At 61.3% G+C, this 24,375-nt stretch carries 22 protein-coding genes; 4 read left to right on the plus strand and 18 right to left on the minus strand.

The features are described from left to right. Positions 1-15: 15 nt before the first annotated feature. The 3 genes from RCAS_RS22565 to RCAS_RS22575 form a co-directional block, all read right to left on the minus strand. Entirely contained in the window at positions 16-2,937 is a 2,922-nt protein-coding gene (locus RCAS_RS22565; protein WP_012122801.1) for an ABC transporter permease, read from the minus strand. A gap of 201 nt (positions 2,938-3,138) precedes the next feature. Continuing rightward, positions 3,139-4,683 carry an efflux RND transporter periplasmic adaptor subunit gene (locus tag RCAS_RS22570; protein ID WP_012122802.1) on the minus strand — a complete coding sequence of 515 codons (1,545 nt, stop codon included), beginning with the start codon at positions 4,681-4,683 and terminating at the stop codon, positions 3,139-3,141. 61 nt (positions 4,684-4,744) lie between these two features. Next, positions 4,745-6,025, minus strand: coding sequence for an MFS transporter (locus RCAS_RS22575; protein ID WP_012122803.1), 1,281 nt, complete (start codon positions 6,023-6,025; stop codon positions 4,745-4,747). Between the two features lie 198 nt (positions 6,026-6,223). Between RCAS_RS22575 and RCAS_RS22580 the strand changes: the two genes are divergently transcribed. The 4 genes from RCAS_RS22580 to RCAS_RS22595 all read left to right on the plus strand — a co-directional run bounded on the left by RCAS_RS22580 (position 6,224) and on the right by RCAS_RS22595 (position 10,972). Beyond that, on the plus strand, positions 6,224-7,189 hold the full coding sequence (locus RCAS_RS22580) for a threonine ammonia-lyase (RefSeq protein ID WP_012122804.1): 966 nt from the start codon (positions 6,224-6,226) through the stop codon (positions 7,187-7,189). Between the two features lie 392 nt (positions 7,190-7,581). Next, complete coding sequence (locus tag RCAS_RS22585) at positions 7,582-8,568, plus strand: energy-coupling factor ABC transporter permease (protein ID WP_012122805.1); 987 nt, start codon at positions 7,582-7,584, stop codon at positions 8,566-8,568. Positions 8,569-8,590: 22 nt separating this feature from the next. Next, a complete protein-coding gene (cbiQ, locus tag RCAS_RS22590; RefSeq protein WP_041331280.1) occupies positions 8,591-9,382 on the plus strand; it encodes a cobalt ECF transporter T component CbiQ in 792 nt (263 codons plus the stop codon). A 393-nt stretch (positions 9,383-9,775) separates the two neighbouring features. Continuing rightward, positions 9,776-10,972: a cytochrome P450 gene (locus RCAS_RS22595; protein ID WP_012122807.1), complete on the plus strand. Its 1,197-nt coding sequence runs from the start codon at positions 9,776-9,778 to the stop codon at positions 10,970-10,972. On the opposite strand, the gene RCAS_RS22600 is transcribed toward RCAS_RS22595, so the two are convergent. From RCAS_RS22600 to RCAS_RS24390, 15 genes are all read right to left on the minus strand, one after another. After that, positions 10,969-11,679, minus strand: coding sequence for a metal-dependent transcriptional regulator (locus RCAS_RS22600; RefSeq protein ID WP_012122808.1), 711 nt, complete (start codon positions 11,677-11,679; stop codon positions 10,969-10,971). The two genes, RCAS_RS22595 and RCAS_RS22600, sit on opposite strands and share 4 nt — an antisense overlap. A gap of 262 nt (positions 11,680-11,941) precedes the next feature. Continuing rightward, positions 11,942-12,475 carry a hypothetical protein gene (locus tag RCAS_RS22605; RefSeq protein WP_012122809.1) on the minus strand — a complete coding sequence of 178 codons (534 nt, stop codon included), beginning with the start codon at positions 12,473-12,475 and terminating at the stop codon, positions 11,942-11,944. Further along, positions 12,472-12,855, minus strand: coding sequence for a hypothetical protein (locus RCAS_RS22610; RefSeq protein WP_041331282.1), 384 nt, complete (start codon positions 12,853-12,855; stop codon positions 12,472-12,474). Before RCAS_RS22610 ends, RCAS_RS22605 begins: the two co-directional genes overlap by 4 nt. Positions 12,856-13,252: 397 nt before the next feature. Beyond that, positions 13,253-14,233 (minus strand): iron chelate uptake ABC transporter family permease subunit, encoded by a 981-nt coding sequence (locus tag RCAS_RS22615; RefSeq protein ID WP_012122811.1) that lies wholly within the window; start codon positions 14,231-14,233, stop codon positions 13,253-13,255. Positions 14,234-14,353: 120 nt separating this feature from the next. Then, complete coding sequence (locus RCAS_RS22620) at positions 14,354-14,713, minus strand: antibiotic biosynthesis monooxygenase family protein (RefSeq protein WP_012122812.1); 360 nt, start codon at positions 14,711-14,713, stop codon at positions 14,354-14,356. Positions 14,714-14,745: 32 nt separating this feature from the next. Next, positions 14,746-15,057, minus strand: a complete 312-nt coding sequence (locus tag RCAS_RS22625; RefSeq protein WP_012122813.1) for a hypothetical protein — start codon at positions 15,055-15,057, stop codon at positions 14,746-14,748. Further along, positions 15,054-16,019 (minus strand): cytochrome c biogenesis protein, encoded by a 966-nt coding sequence (locus RCAS_RS22630; RefSeq protein WP_012122814.1) that lies wholly within the window; start codon positions 16,017-16,019, stop codon positions 15,054-15,056. Before RCAS_RS22630 ends, RCAS_RS22625 begins: the two co-directional genes overlap by 4 nt. Before the next feature lie 167 nt (positions 16,020-16,186). Beyond that, positions 16,187-16,570 (minus strand): hypothetical protein, encoded by a 384-nt coding sequence (locus tag RCAS_RS22635; RefSeq protein ID WP_012122815.1) that lies wholly within the window; start codon positions 16,568-16,570, stop codon positions 16,187-16,189. Between the two features lie 17 nt (positions 16,571-16,587). Further along, complete coding sequence (locus RCAS_RS22640) at positions 16,588-17,664, minus strand: FecCD family ABC transporter permease (RefSeq protein ID WP_012122816.1); 1,077 nt, start codon at positions 17,662-17,664, stop codon at positions 16,588-16,590. Next, positions 17,661-18,749 carry a heme/hemin ABC transporter substrate-binding protein gene (locus RCAS_RS22645; protein ID WP_012122817.1) on the minus strand — a complete coding sequence of 363 codons (1,089 nt, stop codon included), beginning with the start codon at positions 18,747-18,749 and terminating at the stop codon, positions 17,661-17,663. The genes RCAS_RS22640 and RCAS_RS22645 overlap by 4 nt, the downstream gene beginning before the upstream one ends. Then, positions 18,730-19,557 (minus strand): heme ABC transporter ATP-binding protein, encoded by an 828-nt coding sequence (locus tag RCAS_RS22650; protein ID WP_232280102.1) that lies wholly within the window; start codon positions 19,555-19,557, stop codon positions 18,730-18,732. Before RCAS_RS22650 ends, RCAS_RS22645 begins: the two co-directional genes overlap by 20 nt. Positions 19,558-19,942: 385 nt before the next feature. Continuing rightward, the gene (locus tag RCAS_RS22655; protein ID WP_012122819.1) at positions 19,943-20,611 is read right to left on the minus strand and encodes a GNAT family N-acetyltransferase; all 669 of its coding nucleotides are present in this window, start codon (positions 20,609-20,611) and stop codon (positions 19,943-19,945) included. Then, positions 20,611-21,897, minus strand: a complete 1,287-nt coding sequence (aceA, locus tag RCAS_RS22660) for an isocitrate lyase (protein WP_012122820.1) — start codon at positions 21,895-21,897, stop codon at positions 20,611-20,613. Before aceA ends, RCAS_RS22655 begins: the two co-directional genes overlap by 1 nt. Positions 21,898-21,917: 20 nt before the next feature. Next, the gene (gene aceB / locus RCAS_RS22665) at positions 21,918-23,489 is read right to left on the minus strand and encodes a malate synthase A (protein WP_012122821.1); all 1,572 of its coding nucleotides are present in this window, start codon (positions 23,487-23,489) and stop codon (positions 21,918-21,920) included. Positions 23,490-23,718: 229 nt separating this feature from the next. Next, complete coding sequence (locus RCAS_RS24390; RefSeq protein ID WP_083760383.1) at positions 23,719-23,793, minus strand: hypothetical protein; 75 nt, start codon at positions 23,791-23,793, stop codon at positions 23,719-23,721. Between the last annotated feature and the right edge of the window lie 582 nt (positions 23,794-24,375).

Here is a 24,375-nt window from a genome sequence, read left to right on the forward strand (position 1 = left end):
CACCGAACCTCGGCGTCAGATCGCTTCTCCCAATTTGACTGCCTGGAACAGTTTCATGCGCCGGAGCAGAGCAATGGTAATCAGCACAGCCGCAATCAGCATCGCGCCAAAGACCATGTAGATAATGGCGATCTGCTCCCACGCGATCTGGACGACAAATGGCGGGATTTGCGCGTTGGCGCCACGACGGACCTGTAAAAACGGGATAAACAACTGACTGGCAGTGACGCCGATCAGCGTGCCGCCAATCATGCCGGCGCCGATAATCAGCGCCTGCTCCCACGCCAGCAACGCGCCGAGTTGCCGGGTCGAAAGCCCGATGGCGCGCAGCATACCGAGTTCGACGAACCGGCGCTGGAATGAGAGCGCTGAATAGAACAAGAACCCCAGCACCGTCAGAAATGCCGAGGCGATGAACCCGACTGACAGCAAGCCGTAGAAACCCTGTCGTTCGGGGCGCGCATGCTCGGCGACGATGATCGTCGGCGCAAAGCCACGCTCGAAGGTGCGCAACCCCAGTTCGCGCAGCCCTTCGTCAATCGTCTGGCGCTCAACACCCGGCGCCAACCGGAGCCAGACATCGTAGGGATATTGCCCGCCCTGCATATCGAAGGCATAGTCGAGATTTCCGATCAAGAACGGACCATCAGTTGGATAGACCGTCGGGAAGAGGTTCACATACCCGACAACGATCACCGGCACACGAACCTTCCGGTCGAGGTCGTTCATGACCACCTCAAAGCGGTCGCCGGGACGCAGACGGTTTTGCGCCGCAAACGCGCTATTGACCAGCACGGCGGAAGGGTCGTCCGCCAGACGGTTCATCAGCGCGCCGAGTGACTCACCGGCATAATCGGCGCGCCAGTGAATGACGGCGGGCAGGTCCACCCGGTCAACACCGATGAAACGAGCAGGGATGGTGCGATTGGCCAGAGTGATCTCAACCTGACTGACCGATACGCGCGTCGCCGCCTCGACGCCGGGGATGGTCAGGTAATCGGTGACCGGCAGGAACATGAAGCGCGCCTCCTGCATGCCATCGGACACCAGCGGCTGTTGCGGTTGCATCCCCGCCATAGGACCGGAGAAACCGCCGCTCTGTCCCAGATCGTACAACCGAATGTCGCTGCCGGATTCGTAGTACACCTGATCGATCAGATGGCGGTCGAGCGTTTGCGCCATAGACGCGGTAAATGTTGCAAGGCTGAGGGTGAGGATCAGCAGCAACACCGGACCGGTGTAGGCGCCGGGAGTACGCGCCAGATACCGGAGCGCCGTCACCGTCGCCACACCGCTCATATGCCGCGCCAGCCACTCGAGTGCGCTCATCGCCAGCGGAAAGATGCGCGTCGCCACCAGCGCCAGCGTGAACATGTAGAGGGTCGGCGCCAGCAGTAACAGCGGATTGCCAAACGGATCATCAGCCGCGCCAAGGAATGCCACTGTGCCACGCTGTTCCAGGAGCGTATAACCATAATAGACCGGCAGCAGCAAGAGCAGATCGAGGTACATGCGCTGCCAGAACGGTTTGCGCGTCGCCCGCGCGCGTTCGCTCTTGAACGACACAATCGTATAGCGGGCGACTCCGAACGCAGGCAACAGGCTTGCAGGCACCATCACTATCAGCATTTGCCAGGCGCGTTGCCAGGCGTCGGGAGTAAGTTCAATCGGCAACCACTCACCCGGTTGGACATCGAGGAACGAGCGCGTCCAGGTCATCAGCAACCCGGCGCCCTGCCCCACGGCGACCCCCGCCGCCAGTGCGGCGATGCCGAGCAGCAAGCCCTCGATCAGGTAGATACCGAGCACCTGAAGGCGCGAAGCGCCACGGCTGCGCAATACAGCAATCTCGTTGCTCTGGCGCTGCACGACCAAACCGGCGACCAGCAGAATGAAATACGCAATCAGACCAAGCACCGGAACGCTAAAGATCGTCAGAATGAGGGTCAGCCGCTGTACCTGGCGCTGATGCTCTGCCAATGCCTGCGCTGGCGAGATGTCGATGCGCGATCCGGGCAAAATGGTGGTGATATCGGTGGCGATGCGATTGATGCGCGCGCGCACATCAGCGACATCCGAAGAACGCACACTGCTCCCGTCGGCAATCGCATACCACGTAGCAACATAGATCGGTTTTGGATTAATCGCTGTCAGACGGTCACGAAAACTCTCTTCCGGCACAAAGAGTGTATCGTAGAGAGTCACCGGATCGTAGAACCAGTAGTCGCTGCCGGAATCACGCACGCGCCAGACTCCTGCGATACGGATCGGGTAACTCTGATCGACGCGCTGTTCCTGTGGACCAAGGATGAGGTACTCCTCTCCAACCTGAAAGCCAAGCCGTCCCGACAGATCTTCCGAAATCAACACCTCAATCGGTCCGTCCGTCGATGCCGGTTGTGGAAATGCACCATCGATAATATCAATGTGCTGCTCAAAATCGGTGGCGAAGGCGGTATTGACAAAGATCAGCGGCTTCCCGACGCCGCCGGCGGGCATCAGGGGCGCTTTGTCCGTGGCGACGTAGCGCACCTCTGTCATAATCGGCAGACCAAGGCGTTCCGCCAGTTGGGTGCGCATATACTCATCGAGCGGGGCATAGTCGCGCCAGGAAATGACGCCGGTTTGCGAGCCGAGGTAACGAAACATAAAGGCGAACGGCGGTCGTTTGGAGCCTGCTTCCCCCTGAGCCAGTTCATCACGCAGGATACGATAGCCGACCGCCTCGGCATACACCGGAATACTGACCGTCAACCCGATAGCGACGATGAAGCCGACGGCGATGGCGAGCATCAGCCCCAGGTGGCTCCACAACCGTCGGCTGACGACGCGCAACACGCCGATGAGTGATCCGGGGGACCACCATTTGCTCCAGCGCCTCAGCGAGAGACTGGAGACGACAGGTTGTGACGAACCGGGAGAGGATGTTGTTGCCATGCCAGGTCACCATGTCGGGTTGTGGAGCCGGTGCGTTGCATCGGCGTTATACCAATGACGATTGAAGATGCCGCATGCGTGTCATTCCGAGCCCTTCGCTTCGCTCAGGGTAAACGCAGCGCGGAATCGGAGCGGGTCGCGCACGACCCCTCGCGCTGCTCGGGGTGACCATGCCGGATGGTCACAGGTGATTGGTATTGCTTACTGTCCGACGACAATATCGCCTTCCTTCACCCCTTCGAGGATTTCGATCCGTTCCAGGCTGACGATACCGACTCGCACATCCTGGCGTCGCTGGCGGTCGCCTTCTTTGACAACGACGAACCGCCGACCTTCGAAGGCGCGCACCGCCTGCGGCGGCAGCCAGAGCGCATCCTCAACACGCTTCAGGGTAATGACCACCTGCGCCAGATCGCCAACTTCGAGATCGACACCCGGCGCCTGAAAATCGATATGGTACGCGCGGTCGGGGTTGATCGTCGCGGCGCTGCTGGTGAGCGTGGTAGGCAGTTTCGTCACCACGCCGTCGAACACTTTGCCCGGCGCACGCGAGAAGGTGATCTGCACCTGCTGCCCCAACCCAATTCGGGAGGCATCCTGCGACGCGACATTTTCGACCAGCAATTCTTTTTCGGTATCGTCCATCACCGTGATAACCGCACGGTAGGCCGTGATCTGATCGCCCGGCTTATTGCCGACTGCCGCAACCTTGCCGTTGAAAGGCGCATAGAGGCGCATCGCTTCCATCTGCGTCTTCAGGCGCTCGACCTCCAGTTGCGCGGCGGCGACCCGCCCTTCGAGTTCGCTATCGCCGATCTGCTTCGCCTCCTCGACGGCAATCTGCGCCCGTTCGACATTGCGCCGCGCACGCGCCAGGTCCTCCGGTTTCGGTCCGCGCGTCAGCGCATCGTAAGCAGCCTGCGCCTCCGCCAGCAGCGCCTCGGCGCGCGCGATTGCCGGTCCTTCGTTCTGGCGTGCCTGATCATACGCCAGTTGCGCCTGGCGAACCGCCATTTCGGCGTTACGCAGTTCGGCTTCGGCGCGCTCGAAGGCTTCTTTCACCGCGTTGTAGCGCCAGTCCTGCGGTTTATCTTTGACATCGTTCCATTCGGTCAGCGCGCGCAGGTACGCCGTCTGGATCGCGGGCAGAGCATTGGACGCCTGCGCAAGCGCCATTTCGGCGCGCGTCTTTTCAGCAGAGGCGTTGGTGCGCACCTGCTCAAGGTTTGCCTGCGCCTGCGCCAGGTTCGCCTGCGCACGCGCCACGTCGAGCGGTTCTGGCGGCTCTTGCAGACGACGTAGTTGCGCCTGCGCTTCTTCCAGGTCGAGTTCGGCGCGGCGGATGGCTGCATCGCGCTGCGCTTTCGAGCGGTTCAGCACCAGTTGCGCCTGTTCCAGCGCCACTTCCGCCTGCCGCAACTGATTCGGCAGATCGCCCATTTCGAGTTCGGCGAGCAACTGCCCCTTCGTCACCGGATCGTTGCGATCAACGTACAACACCTTGAGAAAGCCATTCTGGGTGAACGACAGTTCTACCTGTTTGGTGGCAGCAACGAACCCACTGACCTTGATCTCATCGACGACCACGCCGCGCTGCACGGTGTATGTCGGTTTTTCCAGCACATTCTGGATCGGACGCGGCGTGGGAGTTGGCACGGTCTGCACCGTTGCACCGCCACAGGCAGTGAGCAGCGCGAGCGCCAGAACAAAGAGTGCGGTGCAGGAAAGGAAGGATTGATGCTTCATATGCTATTTCGTCAATGGAACGTGACTATAAGGATTATACATCGTTTGACGATGGGAGCGGTCACACGCGCGGCAACGACGCGACCTGCGCAGCATTATCCGGCGCGCGTCGCCACAGCGTGAAGAGATAGACCTGAATGCACCAGCCGACCAGCGCCCAACATCCGACGACCAATGGCACATCGCCGAGAACATCGGCGACGCTGCTGAGGAACAGCCCGCTCACCTGGCTGACCCCCATCACGACGAGCATATAGACACCCATCACCCGTCCACGCATGTCGTCCGGCACGGCCATTTGCAGCAGGGTATTCGTCAACGTCAGCACCATAATCCCCGTCCATCCAATCGCCGCCAGCAGCGCCATCGCCAGTACAAACGATCGCGTCAGGGTAAACGCACCAAGCAACAGCATATAACTGAGCAAGGCAACTGAACGCACGCCAACCCGCGGCAGACGATCGCCGACGAGGGTGATCATCAGTGCGGCAGCCAGCGCCCCGGCGGCGTTGGTTGCCGCCAGCACGCCGAAGCCCTGCGCATCGGCGCCGAGCACATTGCGCGCAAAATAGGGCATGAGTGGGAAGTATGCCAGTCCAAAGACGCAGTGGGCGGCGATCTGAAGCAGCAGCAGTCGCACCCGCGCATCGCGGCGTATATAGGCAAACCCTTCGCGCATTTGCTGCCAGTGGCTCTGGCGCAGCGGCGCGACGAAGGGGCGCAGTCGCATCATGAGCAGCCCGCCGATGACTGCCAGAACGCTCAGCCCATTGAACAGAAACGCCGGACCTTCGCCGGTGACGGCGACCAGCGCTCCGGCAGCCGCCGGTCCAATAATGCGCGCGCCGTTCATGATGGTCGAGTCGAGCGCAATGGCATTCATCAGGTCCTCTCGCCCAACGAGTTCGATGGTAAACGCCTGGCGCGCCGGGTTCTCGAACGCAGACGCAATGCCGACCATCAGGGCAGCGATGAGGACATGCCAGACCTGCACGACATCACTGAAGATCAGCAACGCCAGCAACAGCGCCATCGCCATTGCCGTTCCCTGGGTCATCAACAGCAGGGTGCGTTTTGGGATGCGATCCGCCAGAGCGCCGGCAGGCGCAGACAGGATCAGTACCGGCAACGACTGCGCAGCGGCGGTGGCGCCAAGCCAGAATGGCGCGTCCGTCAGGCGCAATACCAGCCAGCCTTGCGCGGTCGCCTGCATCCAAAACCCGATATGCGCGATGAGTTGCCCGAAGAACAATAGCCGGTAGTTGCGATGGCGCAAGGCGCGCAGCGCATGCGGCATACGAAGACGGCGACGCGATGGCGGAATGGCATATGGGGACGACACAACAGAGACTCCTCATCGAGCAGGCGCAGAGAGTGCTATAATAGCACACATCCTGACGCGCGGTTCTATTCGGTCGAGGGTGAGCGCGGCGCATGCGCCATCCTGACAGTGTCCATCCGGCAAACACCATGATATTCGTAGCGCAGGAGAGTGTGGCCACCTCTGGCATAGCAGGATCATCCAGGAAAAGTTCCGCCAATGACCGACATCATTTCGTTCAACGACGTGCTCTCTGCTCGCGACCGTCTGCACGGCATTGCGCATACGACGCCGGTGGCGACTTCGCGCACGCTCGATGCGCGGACCAGACGCGCTTTGTTTCTCAAGTGCGAGAATCTGCAACGCGGCGGCGCGTTTAAGTTTCGTGGCGCCTACAACCTGATCAGCCGCCTGACGGACGACGCGCGACGGCGCGGCGTCGTCGCCTATTCGTCAGGAAACCATGCGCAGGGGGTCGCGCTCGCTGCACGCCTGCTCGAAACGCCTGCCATTATTTGCATGCCATCCGATGCGCCGGCAGTCAAGGTTGAAGCCACGCGCGGCTATGGCGCGGAGATCGTGTTCTACGACCGTATGCGCGACGACCGCGCGGCGCTGGCGCAGCGCATCGCAACCGAACACGGCGCGACCCTCGTGCCGCCCTACGATCACCCGCATATCATGGCAGGGCAGGGAACAGCAGCGCTCGAACTGCTCGAACAGGTCGATGGCATTGACACGCTGGTTGTACCGGTTGGCGGCGGCGGGCTGATCTCCGGGTGCGCCATCGCCGCTCACGGCGTGAACCCTGCCATCCAGGTCATTGGCGTCGAACCTGAAGATGCCGACGATACGCGCCGTTCCCTGGAGGCCGGCACACGCATCACTATCCCGCCGCCAACAACGATTGCCGACGGTCTGCGCGTCACGACTCCTGGTGCGCTGACGTTCCCTATCGTGCAACGCCATGTGGCGCAGATTGTCACGGTGAGCGACGATGAGATCCGTGAAGCGATACGCTTTGTGATGCTGCGCATGAAACTGGTCGTCGAGCCGAGCGGCGCAGCCGGGATTGCCGCCGCGCTTGCCGGTCGTCTACCGGATTCAGCGCAGCGTGTCGGGATCATCGTGTGCGGCGGCAATATCGACCCGCCGTTGCTGGCGTCGTTGTGGGAAGAGCGTTGAATGTGGGCGGGTGAGCGGTGAGCGGTGAGAGACGAGAAGGCGAGTGGTGAGCGGCGAGCGGGGTGGCAGGTGCGAAGGTTGCAGGTTGCAGGCATCCATGACCGGTAGGAGCGCACGGCGGTGCGCCCGTGGAAACGTTGCACGTTTTTGGTCACGCAAAGGCGCGAAGGCGCGGAATTGAAGGAGGGAAGGTTGCAGGTTGAACGTAGATCTGTTGCAACGCAACGGCTGTAGCGTGAGATGAAAGGCAAGAAGGTTATGGGTTGAAGGCGGGTGATCGTTGCATGTTGAAAGTTGCACGTTGCACGTTCTACCACCTGACCCCCAAACCCTTGACCCTCCCCTCGGTTCTCGGTTCTCAGTTCTCAGTTCCTGGTTCAAGGAGAAGAGACATGGGCGCAACCACCGGTCACATTCCTGGCGCACAATGGTCGCTCTTCGGAGCGGAACTGCACATTCCGGACGGTTTCCTCAACCTGCCGATCTCGATTGTCTGCTGGATCGGCGCGATTGCGCTCATTGCATTTGCCACCCAACGCGCGCAACGCACGCTCGATGAGCGCCAGATGCCGCTGATGGGCATCATGGCAGCGTTCATTTTTGCGGCGCAGATGATCAACTTCCCGGTCGCCGGCGGAACGTCGGGGCACCTGCTCGGCGGTGTGCTGGCAGCGGTCACGCTCGGTCCGTGGGCGGGGATTCTGGTGATGACCGCCGTAATCGCCGTGCAGGCGCTGCTCTTCCAGGATGGTGGGCTGCTGGTAATGGGGGCGAACATTTTGAACATGGGGTTAATCACGGCGTTGATCGGCTATGGACTGTATCGCAGCGTTATTCATCAGCGTCCGGCGATTCGCCTGGCAGTCATTGGCGTGGCAGCCTGGCTTTCGGTGATGGGCGCTGCGCTGGCGACATCGCTGCAACTCTGGTTGAGCGGCACAGTTCCGCTCGAGGTGGTAATCCCGGCGATGATGAGCGTGCATGCACTGATCGGCATCGGCGAGGCGCTGATCACGGTCGTGGCAGTGTCATTCATTCTCCGCACACGCCCGGAACGTATGGCAACCGATGCGCAGCGCAGCGGCGCTGACCGCGGCTGGATCATTGGCGGCGCACTTGCCGCGCTCATCGTGGTCGTGTTGTCGCCGCTCGCCTCCGCCAACCCGGACGGTCTCGAGCGCGTGGCGGAGGATATGGGCTTTATCGATCTGGGGCAAAGCGCACCGTATGAGATTATTCCCGACTATACCGTACCCTTCCTTGGCGAAACGCCGCTCTCGACAATTGTAGCAGGCATTATCGGGGCGCTGGTCGTCACTGTGGTCGTCGTCCTTATCGCACAGGCAGTGCGAAGCCGGCAGGCAGGGATCAGGAGTTAGGTTCGTGGTTCATGGCGCTTCTATGACACACACCCACCTGTCCGATCGCTATCAGGACGGCACGAGCATCGTTCATCGGCTCGATCCACGAGTCAAGGTGATCGTGACCCTTCTGTTCATCATGTCGAACGTGTTGTTGCCCGATGGTGCATGGACGGCATTCGCGTTATCGCTGGGGTTGGTAACGCTGGTCTGCACGCTGGCAGGATTCGGCGCGCTCTTCGCGCTGAAACGGTCGTTTGTGGCGTTGCCGTTCGTGCTTGTTGCCATCACCGTCCTGTTTACCACACCAGGGCGAACGGTCGCTGGCTGGCAGATCGGCGACAGCGCACTTATCGTAACCGATGCAGGGGCGACGCGCTTTTTCAGCATTCTGGCGCGCAGCTGGATTTCGGTGCAGATGGCGATTGCGCTGACGGCGGTCACAAACATCCCCGACCTGCTTCACGCCCTGCGGCATTTGCGCGTTCCTGCGCTCCTGGTTGGCGTCATGGGGTTTATGCTGCGCTACCTGGACGTTCTGACTGACGAGGCGCTACGGTTGATGCGCGCGCGCGATGCGCGCAGCGTGGGAAGCGGCGGTTCGCTTGTCTGGCGCGCGCAGGTGGCAGGGTATATGGTCGGTCAACTCTTTCTGCGCACATATGAACGCAGTGAACGGGTGTATCAGGCAATGCTGGCGCGCGGTTTCGACGGACGCTTCCTGACGACCAATCCACACCAGATGCGCGAACATGACTGGTGGGCGCTGGCAGTCGCGGTCGTGGCGCTGGCGCTGGTGCATGCGGCGGGATATGCGCTGCGGATGTCATGACAAAACGCCAACGAGGATGGACAGACTATCGTCTGGTGATGTACGATTCCGGCGCCGTCGCGCCTTTGGGTAATACTAATGACGATTGACGATGCCGCCTTCGTGTCATTCCGAGCGCAGCGAGGAATCTCAGCAGGTCGCGCCAGACCCCTCGCGCTGCTCGGGGTGACAATTTCCTGATGACTGACGCGGAGAAACTCGAACTGGAGTTGGGTCGCGCCAGACCCCTCGCGCTGCTCGGGGTGACAATTTCCTGATGACTGACGCGGAGAAACTCGAACTGGAGTTGGGTCGCGCCAGACCCCTCGCGCTGCTCGGGGTGACCGTGCCGGATGTTCACAGGTCATTGGTATAATAGGATAGATCAGGGCGCCGGATGGAGAACCTGCCGATATGACCGAATCCATTGCTGCGGAACTGGCAACCCCAACATTTCTTGCCGATCCCTATCCTGTTTACCGGCGCCTGATCGCGCAAACGCCGGTGTTCTGGCTGCCGCATAGCAATGCGCCAGGCGGGATGTGGTGCGTTGCGCGCTATGACCACGTTACTTTCATTCTGCACCAGGCGCCGATCTTCAAGGATACAAGCCGCATCGCTCCGCCCGACCGTCTCACTCCGCTCGACCGGGCAATGTTGCAGCGCGACCCGCCCGACCATACACGCCTGCGGCGACTGGCGAGCCATGCGTTTACGCCGCGTCGCATCCAGAGTCTCGAACCGCACATCGAGCAGATGAGCCTGGAACTGCTCACGCGCATCCGCGAACGCAGCACGGCGGATTTTATTGCAGACTATGCCCGTCCCCTGCCGATTATGGTTATTGCTGAACTGCTCGGAGTGCCGTTCGAGGATCACGACCGGTTCAGCGCCTGGTCGGATCAGATCATGACCGGAAGCGACTCGGTGCTTGGCGGCGAGGAAGCGGCACGCGCGTCACAGGAGGCGATGGCGTCGCTGGTCGCTTATTTCACGTCGCTCATCGAGCGGCGTCGCCGGCAACCGCGCGATGACCTGATCAGCGCACTGATCGCCGCGCGCGACGCCGAAGATCGCCTGAGCGAGGATGAACTGCTGGGGATGTGCGTCCTGCTCCTGATTGCCGGTCACGAAACGACAGTGAACCTGATCGGCAACGGATTGTTAACGCTGCTGCGCCACCCGGATCAACTGGCGTTGCTGCGACGCCATTCAGAATACCTGACCCCCGCAATTGAAGAGATGTTGCGTTTTGAAAGTCCGGTGCAGCGCTCGACTCCACGTTTTGCCGCCGAGTCATTCGAGATCGAGGGGCAGCGGATCGAAGCGGGGCAGCAGATCAGTCTGATGTTCGGCGCCGCTAACCGTGACCCGGCGTACTTTCCCGATCCAGACCGCTTCGATGTGACGCGCCATCCCAATCCGCATGTGGGGTTTGGGTCAGGTATTCACTACTGCCTGGGCGCACCGCTGGCGCGCATCGAGGCGCGAGTAGCGTTCAGCCACATTCTGGAGCATCTGCCGACCATCCGCCTGGCGACCGATCAACCGGAGTGGAAACCTGTCACCTGGCTGCGGGGGCTGAGGCGTCTGCCGGTCAGATGTGATTAGAGTTTGCTCCGTCCCCAGAGGAAGCGCGCGATCCGGCGCGAGAGCACGATCCGCCGGTCAGCCCGTTGCACAACCAATCCATCGTGCGTATCGGGACGACGGATCAGCGGCGTTCCGGGTCGCAACCCGCGCGTCCAGAGAAACTGGAGCGCACAACTGTCTTCGCCGGCTTCCTCGTCGATCCGCGAGATAATGAACCAGGAATTGAGCGGAGTCGTGACGAGCAGTTGTTCATCGGGATGCACGTCGCTGCGTCCAGGGACAGGATTTCCATACGGACAGGTTGTTGCATCGGCGGTCAGCGCCTCGATTCGCGCTTCCATGAGCGGCGAGAGGAGCGGTTCGAGATGTTTTGCCTCGCGGTACACTTCGTGCCATGGCACTTTGAGCGTATCATAGAGGAAACGTTCGAGGAGGCGACGACGGCGAAGGATCTGCGCGCCAGCCGCTGCGCCTTCGTCGGTCAGATGAAGAACATGGGTATCGTCGCACCAGATCAGGCGCTTCTGTTCCAGGCGTCGCAACGCAAGCGTCACTGACGGCGGCAGGGCGCGCGCTCGCAGCCAGTGAACGACCTGCGCAGCCATAACCGGCTCGCGCCGTTCGCTTAATACCGTCACAACATCGAGACAATCGCGTTCAATGTCTTCCGTACCGTTGCTGTCGGTTCCGTCGATACCGGTCAGTTGCACGATCCGTAATGGCATGCCATTCCTCGAATGTTTGTGCGTCCGATTGACTGCGCGCGGCGCAAGGCGTAGCCAGCGGCGTCAATGCGCCCTGCACGGACTTATACCAATGACGATTGACGATGCCGCATGCTGGTCATTCCGAGCCCTTCGCTTCGCTCAGGGTAAACGCAGCGCGGAATCTGCGCGGGTCGCGCACGACCCCTCGCGCTGCTCGGGGTGACCATGCCGGATGGTCACCGGTCATTGGTATTACGTGCGTCCTGGCGATTTTCACCCACTACCGGCTTTCACCGTCGAGCATGCGCTCGATCCGCGCGCGCATCGCGGCATCGGCATGCCCGCTCTCGCGCGCGCCAACGCAGAGACAATACACGCCACTTCCAGCTTCATGGCGAACCTCGATCCGATAGACGCCGGCCGATGGCAATGGCGGCACGTAGGACTGGACCAGGCGATAGGCGCGTCCGGCAATCGTCAGCGGCGAGAGATGCATGTCGGGCGCCAACCCGTCTGTGGGAAAACCGGGACCGGAGAGGACCATATGCGCCCTGAAGCCGGACTGGTGCTCCTTTTCGGGAATGAGCAGCATGGCACGAACACCGATCATTGCGGGAACTGAAAACGTGTAGTACGCACGCGGCGCTGCCACGCTGAGGCGGCCGTAGATCGCCTGAGCAAGTGTGGGATCGCGAATGACGAATGGCGCTGCCGGATCGTGCGAACCATCCTCATTGGCGATGCCCAGGTGCAACCGCGCCAGCGTCAGCAGCGCCGTCAGCAGCGCGAAGGAAGCGAGAAAGAACGCAATCATGCGAGCAATCGCCAGACATCATAACCGAACGAACCAGCGATAATCGCCAAAATGGCGGCGGAGAGCGGCAGCATATCGAAGCGGTGCGGGTGGCGCGTGCGCCAGAGATAGCGCAGACCCGACACCAGCAGCCAGAGCGCCACCAGGTCCAGCGCCATCGCAATCACCAGCGAGAAACTTCCTGCCAGCCCGATGAGCGGCAGCACAATCGGCAGAATCAGGTACTGCAACGTGCAGCGCAACCCGGAAATGACAAGTGCCAACCCAATGGTGCGCCCTTCCTTCGCTTCTTCCGGCATCACCTCTTCTTCGGCCTGCGGCGGCAGCGTCACAAAGAGCATCCGCGCCATTACGCGATCAACAGCATCTGCAACTGCCATGGCGGTGTCCGTTTCCAGGCCCCTTTCAGGCATGCGTTTCACAAACTATCGATGATTCGGTCGGATGGATTATAGCATGTATCGTTACCGCGCCGGATGCCCCTGACCTGCGACTCGCAAAACATAGAACATGCGCACGGCGATTCGGCATTCTGGCGCTGTGTCAGGCATCCTTGCGTCATACGGTCCCCTCATTGTCCCCGAAACGGTGGAAGCGCAAATGTTCGGCGCGCCTTTGGGAATGCCTTCTGTACGCACCAACGTCGCCCCACCCTTGCCCACTTAGAGGGAACGGTTTCCATGACGAGGGATGGGCGCCGCACCTAAACACCCCTGTTGTTCTCACTCCCCTGAAAGCCGGGCATCCACCTGAACAAGCATGGTCGCCCGTGAAACGCTACACATCCCGACGGCGCCGGTGAATGTGCGCAATCAGAAATGATACGATGCTCAGCATCACCAGAAGAGCGCCTATCGGCACTTCGCTCACCAGACCAAGGGACGGCGACAACGCCATCGCACCACGGACGGCGAGATCAAGGCCGACCAGCAGCACGGCGCCCAACAACCCGGCGGCGATCATCCGTTGCGCGCCAGACGAAGCGACAGCGCCAGCCCAACGCGCTGCAACCTGCCCGATCCAACCGAGAGCGCCGACGGCGACAACAACGGTGGCAACCGTCAGCGTCGCGCCTGCATAGCGCATCCAGGGCAGTCCTGGCTTCGCCGCGCTGACTGCACCGACCGGCGCAGCAACGAGCAGCAGCACCCAGACGCTGCTCCAGGTCTGCCAGTCGCGCTGTTCCAGGCTGCCGAGGCACCAGCGCACCCAGGTAGCGATCCGCACATCGCTTATCAGCAGCCCAAACGCCAGCGCAGGCGCAACCACTGCGATACTCAACCGGGCGACTCGACGCTGCCAGGTGCGCTGCAATCGGCGCTGCACAGCGATAAAAGCAGCAACGCCAATGCCACTGCCGAGCAGCGCTCCCGGCACGCTCCACTGCGCGCTTCCGGCAACAGTCAGCGCAACCGCTGCCCCCAGCGCGCTCAGGGACATCACGCCGCTCCACCCAGGATCGTGCGCCTCTTCATCGTCAGCGATTCGCCCAAGGGTCAGCGCCGCGAGCGCCGCCAGAGCGCCAGCGCAGCATCCCAGAAGCACCCTGGGCAACCGTATATTGAACAGAATGGCAGTCGCAATCGGGTCGGCGGATGGCGCAAAAACCACGGTCAGTAATCGATCCGGCGTGAGCATCACTATGCCAAACGTCAGGCTCATCGCAAACAGAACGCAGAGCAGCACGCCGCCAAGCGCACCAAACCAGATAAACCCCTTCCTCGACGCACTCGATGGCCATCGAATTATCTGTTCCATCGAATCCTCCTGAAGTCGTCGTCCATGCACAACGGCAAGCCGGCAGGATACTGTACAACGCGCCGCACTCGCTACCGTTGCGACATTCCGCATCCTGGCGACGATCCATCATCTGCCGGATCACCCGTGCGCCCGAAACGGCTTGCCGCGCGGTTCGGGAGTCAGGTCGGGGCGGTTGGTGTCAAGCACGACCTCATGCAACTCCAGTTTGCTGGGGGCACTGAACGTTTCTGGAGGCAGACTGCCTGAGCGCGCGTGCCCCTGGCGGAACGCATCTGAACGCACCCAGTTCTCGAAGTGCTCTCGACTCTCCCAGACAGTCAGAACGATGTACGGGTCGCCGGGATTAACCGGACGCAACAACTGATTGCTGACGAATCCAGGCATTCTATCGACCAGACCGGCGCGGTTGCGGAAGTTCTCTTCAAACAGATCGGCATAGTCGGGGTTGACGAAAATGCGGTTAGCGGTCGTCATCATACTCACTCCTCCTTCTGGCGGCACACCAGGCATCATCCAACTGCTTTTGGGTTTGGTTTGATCCGGTTCAGCACTCTGAGCGTTTCGACGCATCCATACGTCAGAGCAACATACCATGCCATCCATAACCACTGATCGGCGGCAACGGATGGCGACTCTGGCACAGCAGCCGGTTGCGGCGTTGTGTCTTCCGGTCCCTGTGCGGCGCCGGGCGGATCGCTCGTCACATCGCGCCGCAGCGACCGCAGTTGCGCATGAACCTGCGCCAGGTACACAGCGATAGTCACCCAGACCAGCAACACCGTCGCCATCGAAATGTAGATTGCAGATGTACTTTCACTCATGCCAGCGCCACCTTTCGCTGCGCTATCTGCACTTCGAGACTCAAGACCTGCGAGCGAACCAGGAACATCCAGACGAAGAGCATAGTAAAGCCAATGTTGGATGCCAGAAAAACCCATAGCGTGCGCTGATTTGCCAGCAGCCCGCTTCCCGGCGCTTCCATGTTGATGCGCGCCTCGCCACGCTCCAGGTTCACCGATTCGAGCGCCAGCGTAAACCGCTGTCCGGGAAACGTTGGTCGGTCGGTGTAACTGCGCGTCGTCAGATCGTAGCCGGGTCGCAGGATTGCCTCGCTCGCCAGACCAGGCGTGCTGACCTTCACCTGCGCAACAACGATGTCGCCCTGACGTTCAAGTCCCAGCAACTGCACCTTCTGATCGCCAAGCAGACCAACATTTCCGACCTGAAGTGTTATGCCGTTGCAGTCGCTGCCCTTGATGAACGCGCAATTCGGATGCAACGTACTTTCCGCCATACGCGGTGCGACGAACATCAGGAACGGCATCGTCACAAACGCAAACAGGCTATAGACCGCTGCCAACCGCCGCCGTCGCTCCGGTTCATCGATGGCGCTGCGCAACGCAAAGAGTGCGGCGTAGATCAGCAGCAGGATCAGGATTGTCACCTGGCGCGGATCCCAGTTCCAGAAGACGCCCCACGCGATCTGCGAAAACACCATGCCGGTCAACGTCGACAGCAAGGTGAAGATCAACCCGCCCTCTGCGGCGGCGGTCGCCTTTGCGTCATCGTCAGGACGCCGCCGGCGCAGGAAGAGGGCGCTGTAGACTGCGGACACGGTAAACGCAATGACCGCCACCCACGCGGTTGGGACATGGACGATAACGATGCGCCCTGCGTCGCCAAGCCCCTGATACGGCGGAATGACGACAAAGGTTGCGACGGTCACGCCTGCCAGCCATACGCCAACCAGAAGTTTCCCAATCGAACCGAGTCGCTGAACCATACATGTTTTCCTTTCGTCATGCGGTTCTATGTCTGTCATACCAATGACCTGTGACCATCCGGCATGGTCACCCCGAGCAGCGCGAGGGGGCGTGCGCGACCTGCTCAGATTCCGCGCTGCGTTGACCCTGAGCGAAGCGAAGGGCTCGGAATGACCAGCATTTGGTATCAGTTATTGTCGAATGCTGGCGGCAACGATACGGGTGTCAGCGTCAGTTTCCGACTTGTCTCACGGCAGAGTTGCACAAATACGAGCAGTTCCTGGGGCATAAAGCGGAGAATGACGCCGTCGAACACCAGGAGCCACGCCCCATACTTCTGATCGATCCAGATACTGCGCTCGACGCCAGCGTGCGCCACACACCCCACAGTCACCGAGGCGGGCTGCATTGCAGTCTCCGCCAGACCATGCATCAGACGAAAATCGTCCTGATGGATAGCCATGGCGAATGGTCCAAAGTCCAGTTGCAATCGTCCATCGCTGAGGAGCAGAATATGCCAGTTGCGCCCATTGTGCGCCAGCACGCGATACGGGGCGAGACGAAAATCCATATGCACTCCAGTCACCATCATCCCCAACCATACTGTCGTCTGGCGCGCAGGATCAGCGCCAGGAAGAACGGTCCCCCTGCAAATGCGGTGATTAGCCCAACCGGTATCTCGGCTGGCGCTGCCATCGTGCGCGCCAACAGGTCTGCCAGCACGAGCAGGTTGGCGCCACCGAGCGCGCAGGCAGGCAACAGGAGCCGATGGTCCGGTCCGGCAATCAGGCGCACGATGTGCGGGACGATCAATCCGATGAAGCCAATCGGACCGGCAAGCGCCACGGATGTGCCAGTGGCAAGCGCCGCTAACAGAATGACCCCGCGCTTGACCTGCTCAACTTCGATGCCAAGATGGCGCGCCTCGCTCTCACCAAGCGCAAACAGGTTGAGCGCTCGACCCAAGCGCGGAGCCAGAACCAGCGACAGACCGATCCACGGCGCCGCGACAATCAGGGTCTCCCAGAGTGCGCCGCCTAACCCGCCCATCGTCCAGAAGACAATAGATCGCAATTGCGCATCATCCGCCAGATAGGTCAACAATCCGGTGGTCGCTCCGGCCAGCGCATTGAGCGCCAGCCCGACGAGGAGCAGGGTTGCCACATCAGTGCGACCATGGCGCTGCGCCAGTCGATAGACGAGGGACGTCGTCGCTGTACCGGCGAGAAACGCCGCCAGCGGCAGGGTCATCAACCCCAGCGACGAGATACCAAGGACAATAACTGCAACGGCGCCAAGCGCCGCGCCGCTGCTGACGCCGATCAAGCCAGGGTCAGCCAGCGGGTTGCGAAACACCCCTTGAAGCAGCGCACCGCTCACTGCCAGCCCGGCGCCAACCAGCGTGCCGAGCAGCACCCGCGGCAGGCGGATCGTCCAGAAAATCGCCTCCTGCTGCGTACTGACAGGAACATCGATCACAACGCCGATCTTCCTCAGTAGCATGGCGCCGATAACGTCGGGGGGCACAGCGACCGCGCCGATACCCGCGCCAAGGAGCACAGTTGCCAGCAGCAGCAGGGTCAGTGCAGGCAGCAACCCGACACGCCGCCATCCGATGTGCGCGTGCATTGTTGCAGATGTCGAAACCATCGATGCTGCGCTCATGGATGCTTCTCCTGTGATGAAGTCTCATACAATGCGATGGCGAGATCGGCGAGCGCCTGGCCGGTGCGCGGACCCATGCCGAGCAGGTAGAGATCATCGAATGCAATGATCCGACGCTGTTTCCCGGCCGGCGTGTCAGCGAGACCGGGGATGGTCAGCAGACCATCGACGCCGCCAACTGACTCCAGCCCTTTTTCCAGCACTAGAATCACATCGGGTTGCGCAGCAATGACCACTTCGGGACTCAACGGTTTGAACTCCACAATCCCGGCTTCCGCACCTGCATTGAGTCCGCCGGCGGCAGTGATCATCACATTGACCGGCGTTTTACTGCCGGCGACCTGCTGAACATCCGTGCCGCGCAGATAGAGAAAGAGGACATGCGGCGGGTTCGTTATTCGACTCGCCAGGTCGCGCGCGCGCGCGATCTCGGCTTCGACCTGCGCGGCAAGGCGTTCGCCGCGCTGCGGAATGCCGAGCGCCTGCGCGACAAACCGAATTTTCTGCACCGGTGCATCGAGCGTTGGCGGATCGGCAGTGATCGCCACCGGCACGCCTGCGGTGCGGATCTGCGCCAGCGTTTCGGGCGGACCGGCCGCCTCATCGCCGATCACCAGCGTCGGATTGAGCGCCAGGATTCCTTCGGCGCTCAATCGCCGTTGATAGCCGATGTTTGGCAGCATTTTGGTGCGTTCGGGAGGAAATGTGGCACTGCTATCGACGCCGACGACATGATCCCCCATCCCAAGCGCAAAAATGATTTCGGTCACATCGCCGTTCAGACTGACGATCCGTTCGATGGACGTAATCGTCACCTGCTCGCCCTGATAATCGACGACGGTGGCCGGAAGTTGCGGTTCTGCCTCGCCTGGAACAGACTCGACGATCCCCGGCACACTCGTGGATGCAGGTGTTGGGAGCGATGAAGAGGCGGGAACTCTCGTGGCTGCGGGAGGAATCACACCGGAAGGCGACGGCGTCCCGCATGCAGCGAGCAACGCCACGACAGCCAGGCTGAACCCAAGAAGCATCCGACGCAACCGACCGACCGACGCCGCGTGGCGCTCATGATGGCTGGACGTCATACATACCTCCCTGTCTGTCTGAGGTCAGGCTATCGGGGATTGTCAGCAGCAGTGGCGCGCCGGTATACGGATGCGGCACGACAGAGACCGGAACGCGATAGACCTCGCTCAGCAAATCTGGACGCAACACATCCCAGGGTGCGCCCATGGCGACGAGCCGCCCCTGGTAAAGGATCCCAATCCGGTCGGCATAGGCGGCTGCAAGGTTAAGATCGTGGAGAACGATGATTGCAGCCCCGCCGGTGCGCGCGATGGCGCGCGCCAGGCGCAGCGCCGCGTGCTGATGGCACAGATCGAGTGCAGCAGTCGGTTCGTCGAGCAGCAGGAGTGGCGCCTGCTGCACCAGGACTCGCGCGATGCTCGCGCGGGTCTGCTCTCCACCGGAAAGCGTTGGAAACAACCGTTGCGCAAACGGCGCCATATCGGTTTGGGCAAGCGCGTCCTGCGTGATCGCTATATCCGCCAGACCTTCCGCCCGCCCGCGCAGATGCGGCGCGCGCCCCATGAGCGCCACCTCGAAGGTGGTGAATGGTAGGGTCACACTCACCCGCTGGCGGAGCACTGCACGTCGCAACGCCAGATCACCGGCGCGCAACCGGTCGAGTGGAACACCATCCAGCAGAATGCGCCCTGTTGTTGGACGGAGATCACCCGCGAGCAGGTTGAGCAACGTGCTCTTCCCCGCGCCGTTTGGACCTGCGATCGCCACCACATCGCCGGCGTTGACCGTCAGCGAAACCCCGTCGATCAGGCAGCGGTCATCGGCGTGATACTTCAGAGCATGCGCTTCGATCATCGGAGCGGACACCAATCCCCCCCCCGTATCCAGGTGCGAGGCGCCACACATGCATAGCGTTCGACATGTCAGAGATCGGTGAAATGCAAAATGCTAATGTTGGAAGTTAGTATAGTCTAATAAATACTATTTGTCAACCAGAAACAAAGAAAACAGGATAAAGTGTAAAAAGAGAGCGGCATGCCATGGGGAAGGAAGCAGGCATCCGCTGTGGGCGCGGCGGCGCTAGAGTTCAGAAACGCGGGGCGAAGGTTGAAAGGAACGAGATTGCGGTTTAAGAGTGGAACTGACGGATTTCGCCCTGAACACTGCGTGTGGAATGCGAGCAGGAACAGGACTGACCGCCGCAGTCAAGCATCGGCAAGCGCGGTCAGGCGCATGGTCCACGTCCGTCTTATCACATTTGTTGGGGCAGGGAGTGGTCGCCGACGCGAGTCGCCAGGCGTCGGCTCAATGTTTCCAGTGTCGTCGAGCAGAAGAAGCGGCGATGCCGTTCAAAGCCAAGCCGTTCATACCAGGTGCGCGCGCGGTCGTTCTCCCAGCCGACTTCCAGTTCCACGACGCGGCAGCCATGCGCATGCGCATAAGGCAGCAGGCTCGCCAGCAGCGCGCGCGCCAGCCCGCGCCCGCGCCACGCAGGAGTCACATACAACTCGTCGATCAACAGGAAACGCCCACCCGCCTCGATCGACAGCCCCAACGACCCGACAATATACCCGACGATATCGTCGTTAATGGCAGCGACGTGAACCGCGCCATACTCAGGGTAATCCAGCAGCATCCGCAGAGCGGCGCAGGTGCGTTGCGGATCGAACGGATCACCGTCGCCAGCGTGGAGCGCCTCGACCAGCGGCAACAACGCCTCGAGGTCGCAGGCGGTGAAAGGTCGGATGCCAGGAGGGGCAGGTCTCAGACCTGCCCCCCTGCCCCCCCTGCCCCTCCTGCCCCTCACCCGCGCCATCAGAGGGGCTGGTCTCAGACCTGTCCCCCTGCCCCTCACCCGCGCCATCAGAGGGGCAGGTCTCAGACCTGCCCCCCTGCCCCCCCTGCCCCTCACCCGCGCCATCAATGGAACTGCTCCTCTTCGGTCGAACCGGCGAGTGCAGTCGTCGAAGACAGACCGCCAGAGATAATCGTGGACACCTCATCGAAATAGCCGGTCCCCACCTCGCGCTGATGTCGGGTTGCGGTATATCCTTCCTGCTCGGCGGCGAATTCCGCCTGCTGCAACTTCACATACGCGGTCATCCCTTCAGCAGCATAGGCTTTGGCGAGTTCGAAGGCGTGGTAGTTGATCATATGCCAGCCCGCCAGCGTAATGAACTGGAACTTATAGCCCATTGCCGCCAGTTCGCGCTGGAACGCTGCGATCGTTGCGTCGTCCAGGTTGCGCTTCCAGTTGAAGGATGGCGAGCAGTTGTACGCCAGCATCTTACCGGGGAACTTCGCGTGGATGCCTTCGGCGAACCGGCGCGCCTCGTCCAGATCGGGGTGCGCCGTCTCGCACCAGATCAGATCGGCATACGGCGCATACGCCAGACCACGGGCAATCGCCGCATCCAGGCCGCTCTTCACGCGATAGAAACCTTCCGGCGTGCGCTCACCGGTAATGAAGGGGCGATCGTATTCATCGGCATCGGAGAGGAGGAGCGTCGCCGCCTGCGCATCGGTGCGCGCAATCAACACCGTTGGCACATCGAGCACATCGGCTGCCAGGCGCGCCGCCGTCAGCGTGCGGACGAACTGCGACGTTGGCACGAGCACCTTACCGCCCAGATGACCACACTTCTTTTCCGATGCCAACTGATCCTCGAAATGGACGCCGGCTGCGCCGGCCTCGATCATCGCCTTCGTCAATTCAAAGGCATGGAGCGGACCGCCAAAGCCCGCCTCGGCATCGGCAACGATTGGGGCATACCAGTAGATATCGTTCTTACCTTCCGATGCGTGAATCTGATCGGCACGCATGAGCGCATTATTGATCCGCCGCACCAGCGCCGGGACGCTGTTCGACGGATAGAGACTCTGATCGGGATAGGTCTGCCCCGCCAGATTCGCATCGGCAGCGACCTGCCAGCCACTCATATAGATCGCCTTAAGACCGGCGCGAACCATTTGCGTCGCCTGTGCACCGGTCAGCGCCCCAAATGTGGCAACATACGGCTCGTTCTGCAACAGGTCCCACAGGCGTCGCGCCCCCACGCTTGCCAGGGTGTACTCGACTTTCAGCGTCCCGCGCAAACGCACCACATCGGCGGCGCTGTAGTCACGGCGGATGCCCTGCCAGCGCGGATCGGTCGCCCAGCGCTGCTCCAGTTCGGCGATGTCCCGGTCGCGATGTAAACCAGCCATACAACACTCCTTTGTGTGCTTCAATCCAGACGGCGATAGCCGGGGATGGTCAGGAACTCCACAAAATCGCGCGACAGCGTCAGTTCATCGAGCAATTCCGCCGCCAGCGCAAAATGATGATCACCGGTGCGCGCCGCGACCAGCGTGTGCAATTCTTCGTCGCGCATCGTCTTATACATTGTCTCATCAATGGTGCGTCCATCATCCAGGCGGGCATTGTAGCGCACCCACTGCCAGAGTTGCGAGCGCGCAATTTCCGCCGTCGCCACATCTTCCATCAAGTTGAAGATCGCCACCGCGCCGCGACCGCCCAACCACGCTTCGATGTACTGCAACGCAACCGTGATATTGTTGCGCAACCCCGCTTCGGTAATCGTCCCCTGCGGAATGGTCAGCAGATCGGCAGCAGTGACATGAACCTGCGGCACGTAATGGATCTGATGATCGCCCTCATACGCGGCACTGAAGACCTCAAGCACAGTTGGCACCAGGTCGGGATGCGCCACCCAGGCGCCATCGAACCCCTGCTTTGCCTCACGCTCCTTATCGGCGCGAACCTGCGCCAGCGCGCGTTCAGTAATCTCCGGCTCACGCCGGTTCGGAATAAACGCCGACATACCACCGAGCGCGTGAGCGCCGCGCCTGTGGCAGGAATAGACCAGGAGTTCCGCCGCTGAGCGCAGGAAATGTGTCGTCATCGTCACCTGCGCCCGATCGGGAAAAATCCAGTCGCTGCGATGGTTGAACGTCTTAATAAAACTGTAGATATAATCCCAGCGTCCCAGGTTCAAGCCGCTGCTATGCTCACGCAATTCGTAAAGGATTTCTTCCATTTCGAAGACGGCAAGAATATGCTCGATCAGCACCGTTGCACGGATCGTGCCGCGCGGAATACCAAGCCGATCCTGGGCAAAATTGAACACATCGTTCCACAGGCGCGCTTCCAGATGGCTCTGCATCTTCGGCAGATAGAAGTACGGACCGCTGCCGCGTCGGATCAATTCGCGCGCATTGTGGAAGAAATAAAGACCGAAATCGAAGAACGCGCCGGCCACCGGCTCGCCGTCCACATGGACATGCTTCTCAATCAGATGCCAGCCACGCGGACGCACCGCCAGCGTTGCAATCGTGTCGTTCAGGCGATACTCGCGCCCCTCCGGACTGACGAACGTGATCGTCCGACGCACGGCATCGCGCAGGTTGAGCTGCCCCTGCACCATATTCTCCCAGGTGGGCGCATTCGCGTCCTCAAAATCGGCCATGAACACCTGCGCACCGGAGTTCAGGGCGTTAATCACCATACGCCGATCGGTCGGACCGGTAATCTCCACACGCCGGTTCGAGAAATCGGCAGGGATCGACGCCACCTTCCAATCACTGCCGCGAATCTCAGCCGTCTCCGACAGAAAATCGGGCAATGCGCCCCCTCTGATATCCGCCCAACGCTGCTCGCGCGCCGCAAGCAACGCGCGCCGGCGATGTTCGAACTGACGCGCCAGAGCAGCAATAAAATCGAGCGCTTCAACCGAGAGGATCTCCGACCACTCCGGCCTGGTCGAACCGAGAATTTCGACACGCTGCGGTGTGTCCACTGCTTTCCTCCTTGAAACAATGAGGCGCACCTTCCATATTAGTGACGCCGGTTACAATCTTGCGTCGCGCGGAGGGAGACCAGCCTACGCCGTTCGGTAGACCAACGTAATGTTTCATAACACCGGTGCTCTGCGCGATGGCGCTTTCAGTATACTCTATGTTGCACTGCGTTATGAGAGCAATCCGGCGAAAAGAGGGGAAAAAGGGTGTTCCAATAAGGAAATTCAATCACTCTATTGAGATTCGCTGCTCACCGGCGTACACATTGCACGACGCACCGCGCAGGAATCCGATCAGGGTCATGTTGAACTGCTGCGCCAGAGTGACTGCCAGCGCCCCATCGATGGCGATCAGGGTGCAACAGCGGGAACCCGTGCAGCCCGACGATGCCGCGCGCCTCCAGAGTGGGCGGCATCTCCGCTATCGCGCGCACGATGGCCGCCGATTCGAGGGTCTCGCCCGCTACGATCGCGCGCGCCATAGGGATGTCCTTTATCGAGCCATCCGCAACGAGGACATCGGGGAGGATGCGTGGGTCGCCGTTGGGGACAGCCTCCAGCCCCCTGGTCATTGCGATGATTAACCGCCCCGGCCACAGATGCGGACCCGGAGTTTGTCCGATCCAGTGCATGCCGTGAGCGTTCACACCGCTGACGATGACCTCGACTCCGTCAAGGGCCTCGCCGATCTCCTCCACGAAGAAGGGGGTCACGCGCGGGGGCAGCTCGCGCCGCGAGCGCGGATGGAAATTGCGCTCGCGGCAACTGCAGATGATGTGCCCGCAGGCGAGCGACCGCCTGCTCCACCAGCACGTCGGGGGCCTCCGGCAGCAGCGCGCGCGCCGGGCTGCTGCGCAGTCCGCGCCGTTTGAGCAGGCGTTTGTAC

The sequence above is a fragment of the Roseiflexus castenholzii DSM 13941 genome, assembly GCF_000017805.1.
GTDB lineage: Bacteria > Chloroflexota > Chloroflexia > Chloroflexales > Roseiflexaceae > Roseiflexus > Roseiflexus castenholzii.

Coding starts and splice junctions, on each gene's coding strand:
- RCAS_RS22605 (WP_012122809.1), bottom strand. CDS start 12,475: ATGATTGCGTTCTTTCTCGCTTCCTTCGCGCTGCTGACGGCGCTGCTG.
- RCAS_RS22600 (WP_012122808.1), bottom strand. CDS start 11,679: ATGCCATTACGGATCGTGCAACTGACCGGTATCGACGGAACCGACAGC.
- RCAS_RS22655 (WP_012122819.1), bottom strand. CDS start 20,611: ATGGCGCGGGTGAGGGGCAGGGGGGGCAGGGGGGCAGGTCTGAGACCT.
- aceA (WP_012122820.1), bottom strand. CDS start 21,897: ATGGCTGGTTTACATCGCGACCGGGACATCGCCGAACTGGAGCAGCGC.
- RCAS_RS22630 (WP_012122814.1), bottom strand. CDS start 16,019: ATGGTTCAGCGACTCGGTTCGATTGGGAAACTTCTGGTTGGCGTATGG.
- cbiQ (WP_041331280.1), top strand. CDS start 8,591: ATGACACACACCCACCTGTCCGATCGCTATCAGGACGGCACGAGCATC.
- RCAS_RS22570 (WP_012122802.1), bottom strand. CDS start 4,683: ATGAAGCATCAATCCTTCCTTTCCTGCACCGCACTCTTTGTTCTGGCG.
- RCAS_RS22615 (WP_012122811.1), bottom strand. CDS start 14,233: ATGGAACAGATAATTCGATGGCCATCGAGTGCGTCGAGGAAGGGGTTT.
- RCAS_RS22610 (WP_041331282.1), bottom strand. CDS start 12,855: ATGGCAGTTGCAGATGCTGTTGATCGCGTAATGGCGCGGATGCTCTTT.
- RCAS_RS22635 (WP_012122815.1), bottom strand. CDS start 16,570: ATGGATTTTCGTCTCGCCCCGTATCGCGTGCTGGCGCACAATGGGCGC.
- RCAS_RS22565 (WP_012122801.1), bottom strand. CDS start 2,937: ATGGCAACAACATCCTCTCCCGGTTCGTCACAACCTGTCGTCTCCAGT.
- RCAS_RS22595 (WP_012122807.1), top strand. CDS start 9,776: ATGACCGAATCCATTGCTGCGGAACTGGCAACCCCAACATTTCTTGCC.
- RCAS_RS22580 (WP_012122804.1), top strand. CDS start 6,224: ATGACCGACATCATTTCGTTCAACGACGTGCTCTCTGCTCGCGACCGT.
- RCAS_RS22645 (WP_012122817.1), bottom strand. CDS start 18,749: ATGACGTCCAGCCATCATGAGCGCCACGCGGCGTCGGTCGGTCGGTTG.
- RCAS_RS22585 (WP_012122805.1), top strand. CDS start 7,582: ATGGGCGCAACCACCGGTCACATTCCTGGCGCACAATGGTCGCTCTTC.
- RCAS_RS22620 (WP_012122812.1), bottom strand. CDS start 14,713: ATGATGACGACCGCTAACCGCATTTTCGTCAACCCCGACTATGCCGAT.
- RCAS_RS22625 (WP_012122813.1), bottom strand. CDS start 15,057: ATGAGTGAAAGTACATCTGCAATCTACATTTCGATGGCGACGGTGTTG.
- RCAS_RS22640 (WP_012122816.1), bottom strand. CDS start 17,664: ATGAGCGCAGCATCGATGGTTTCGACATCTGCAACAATGCACGCGCAC.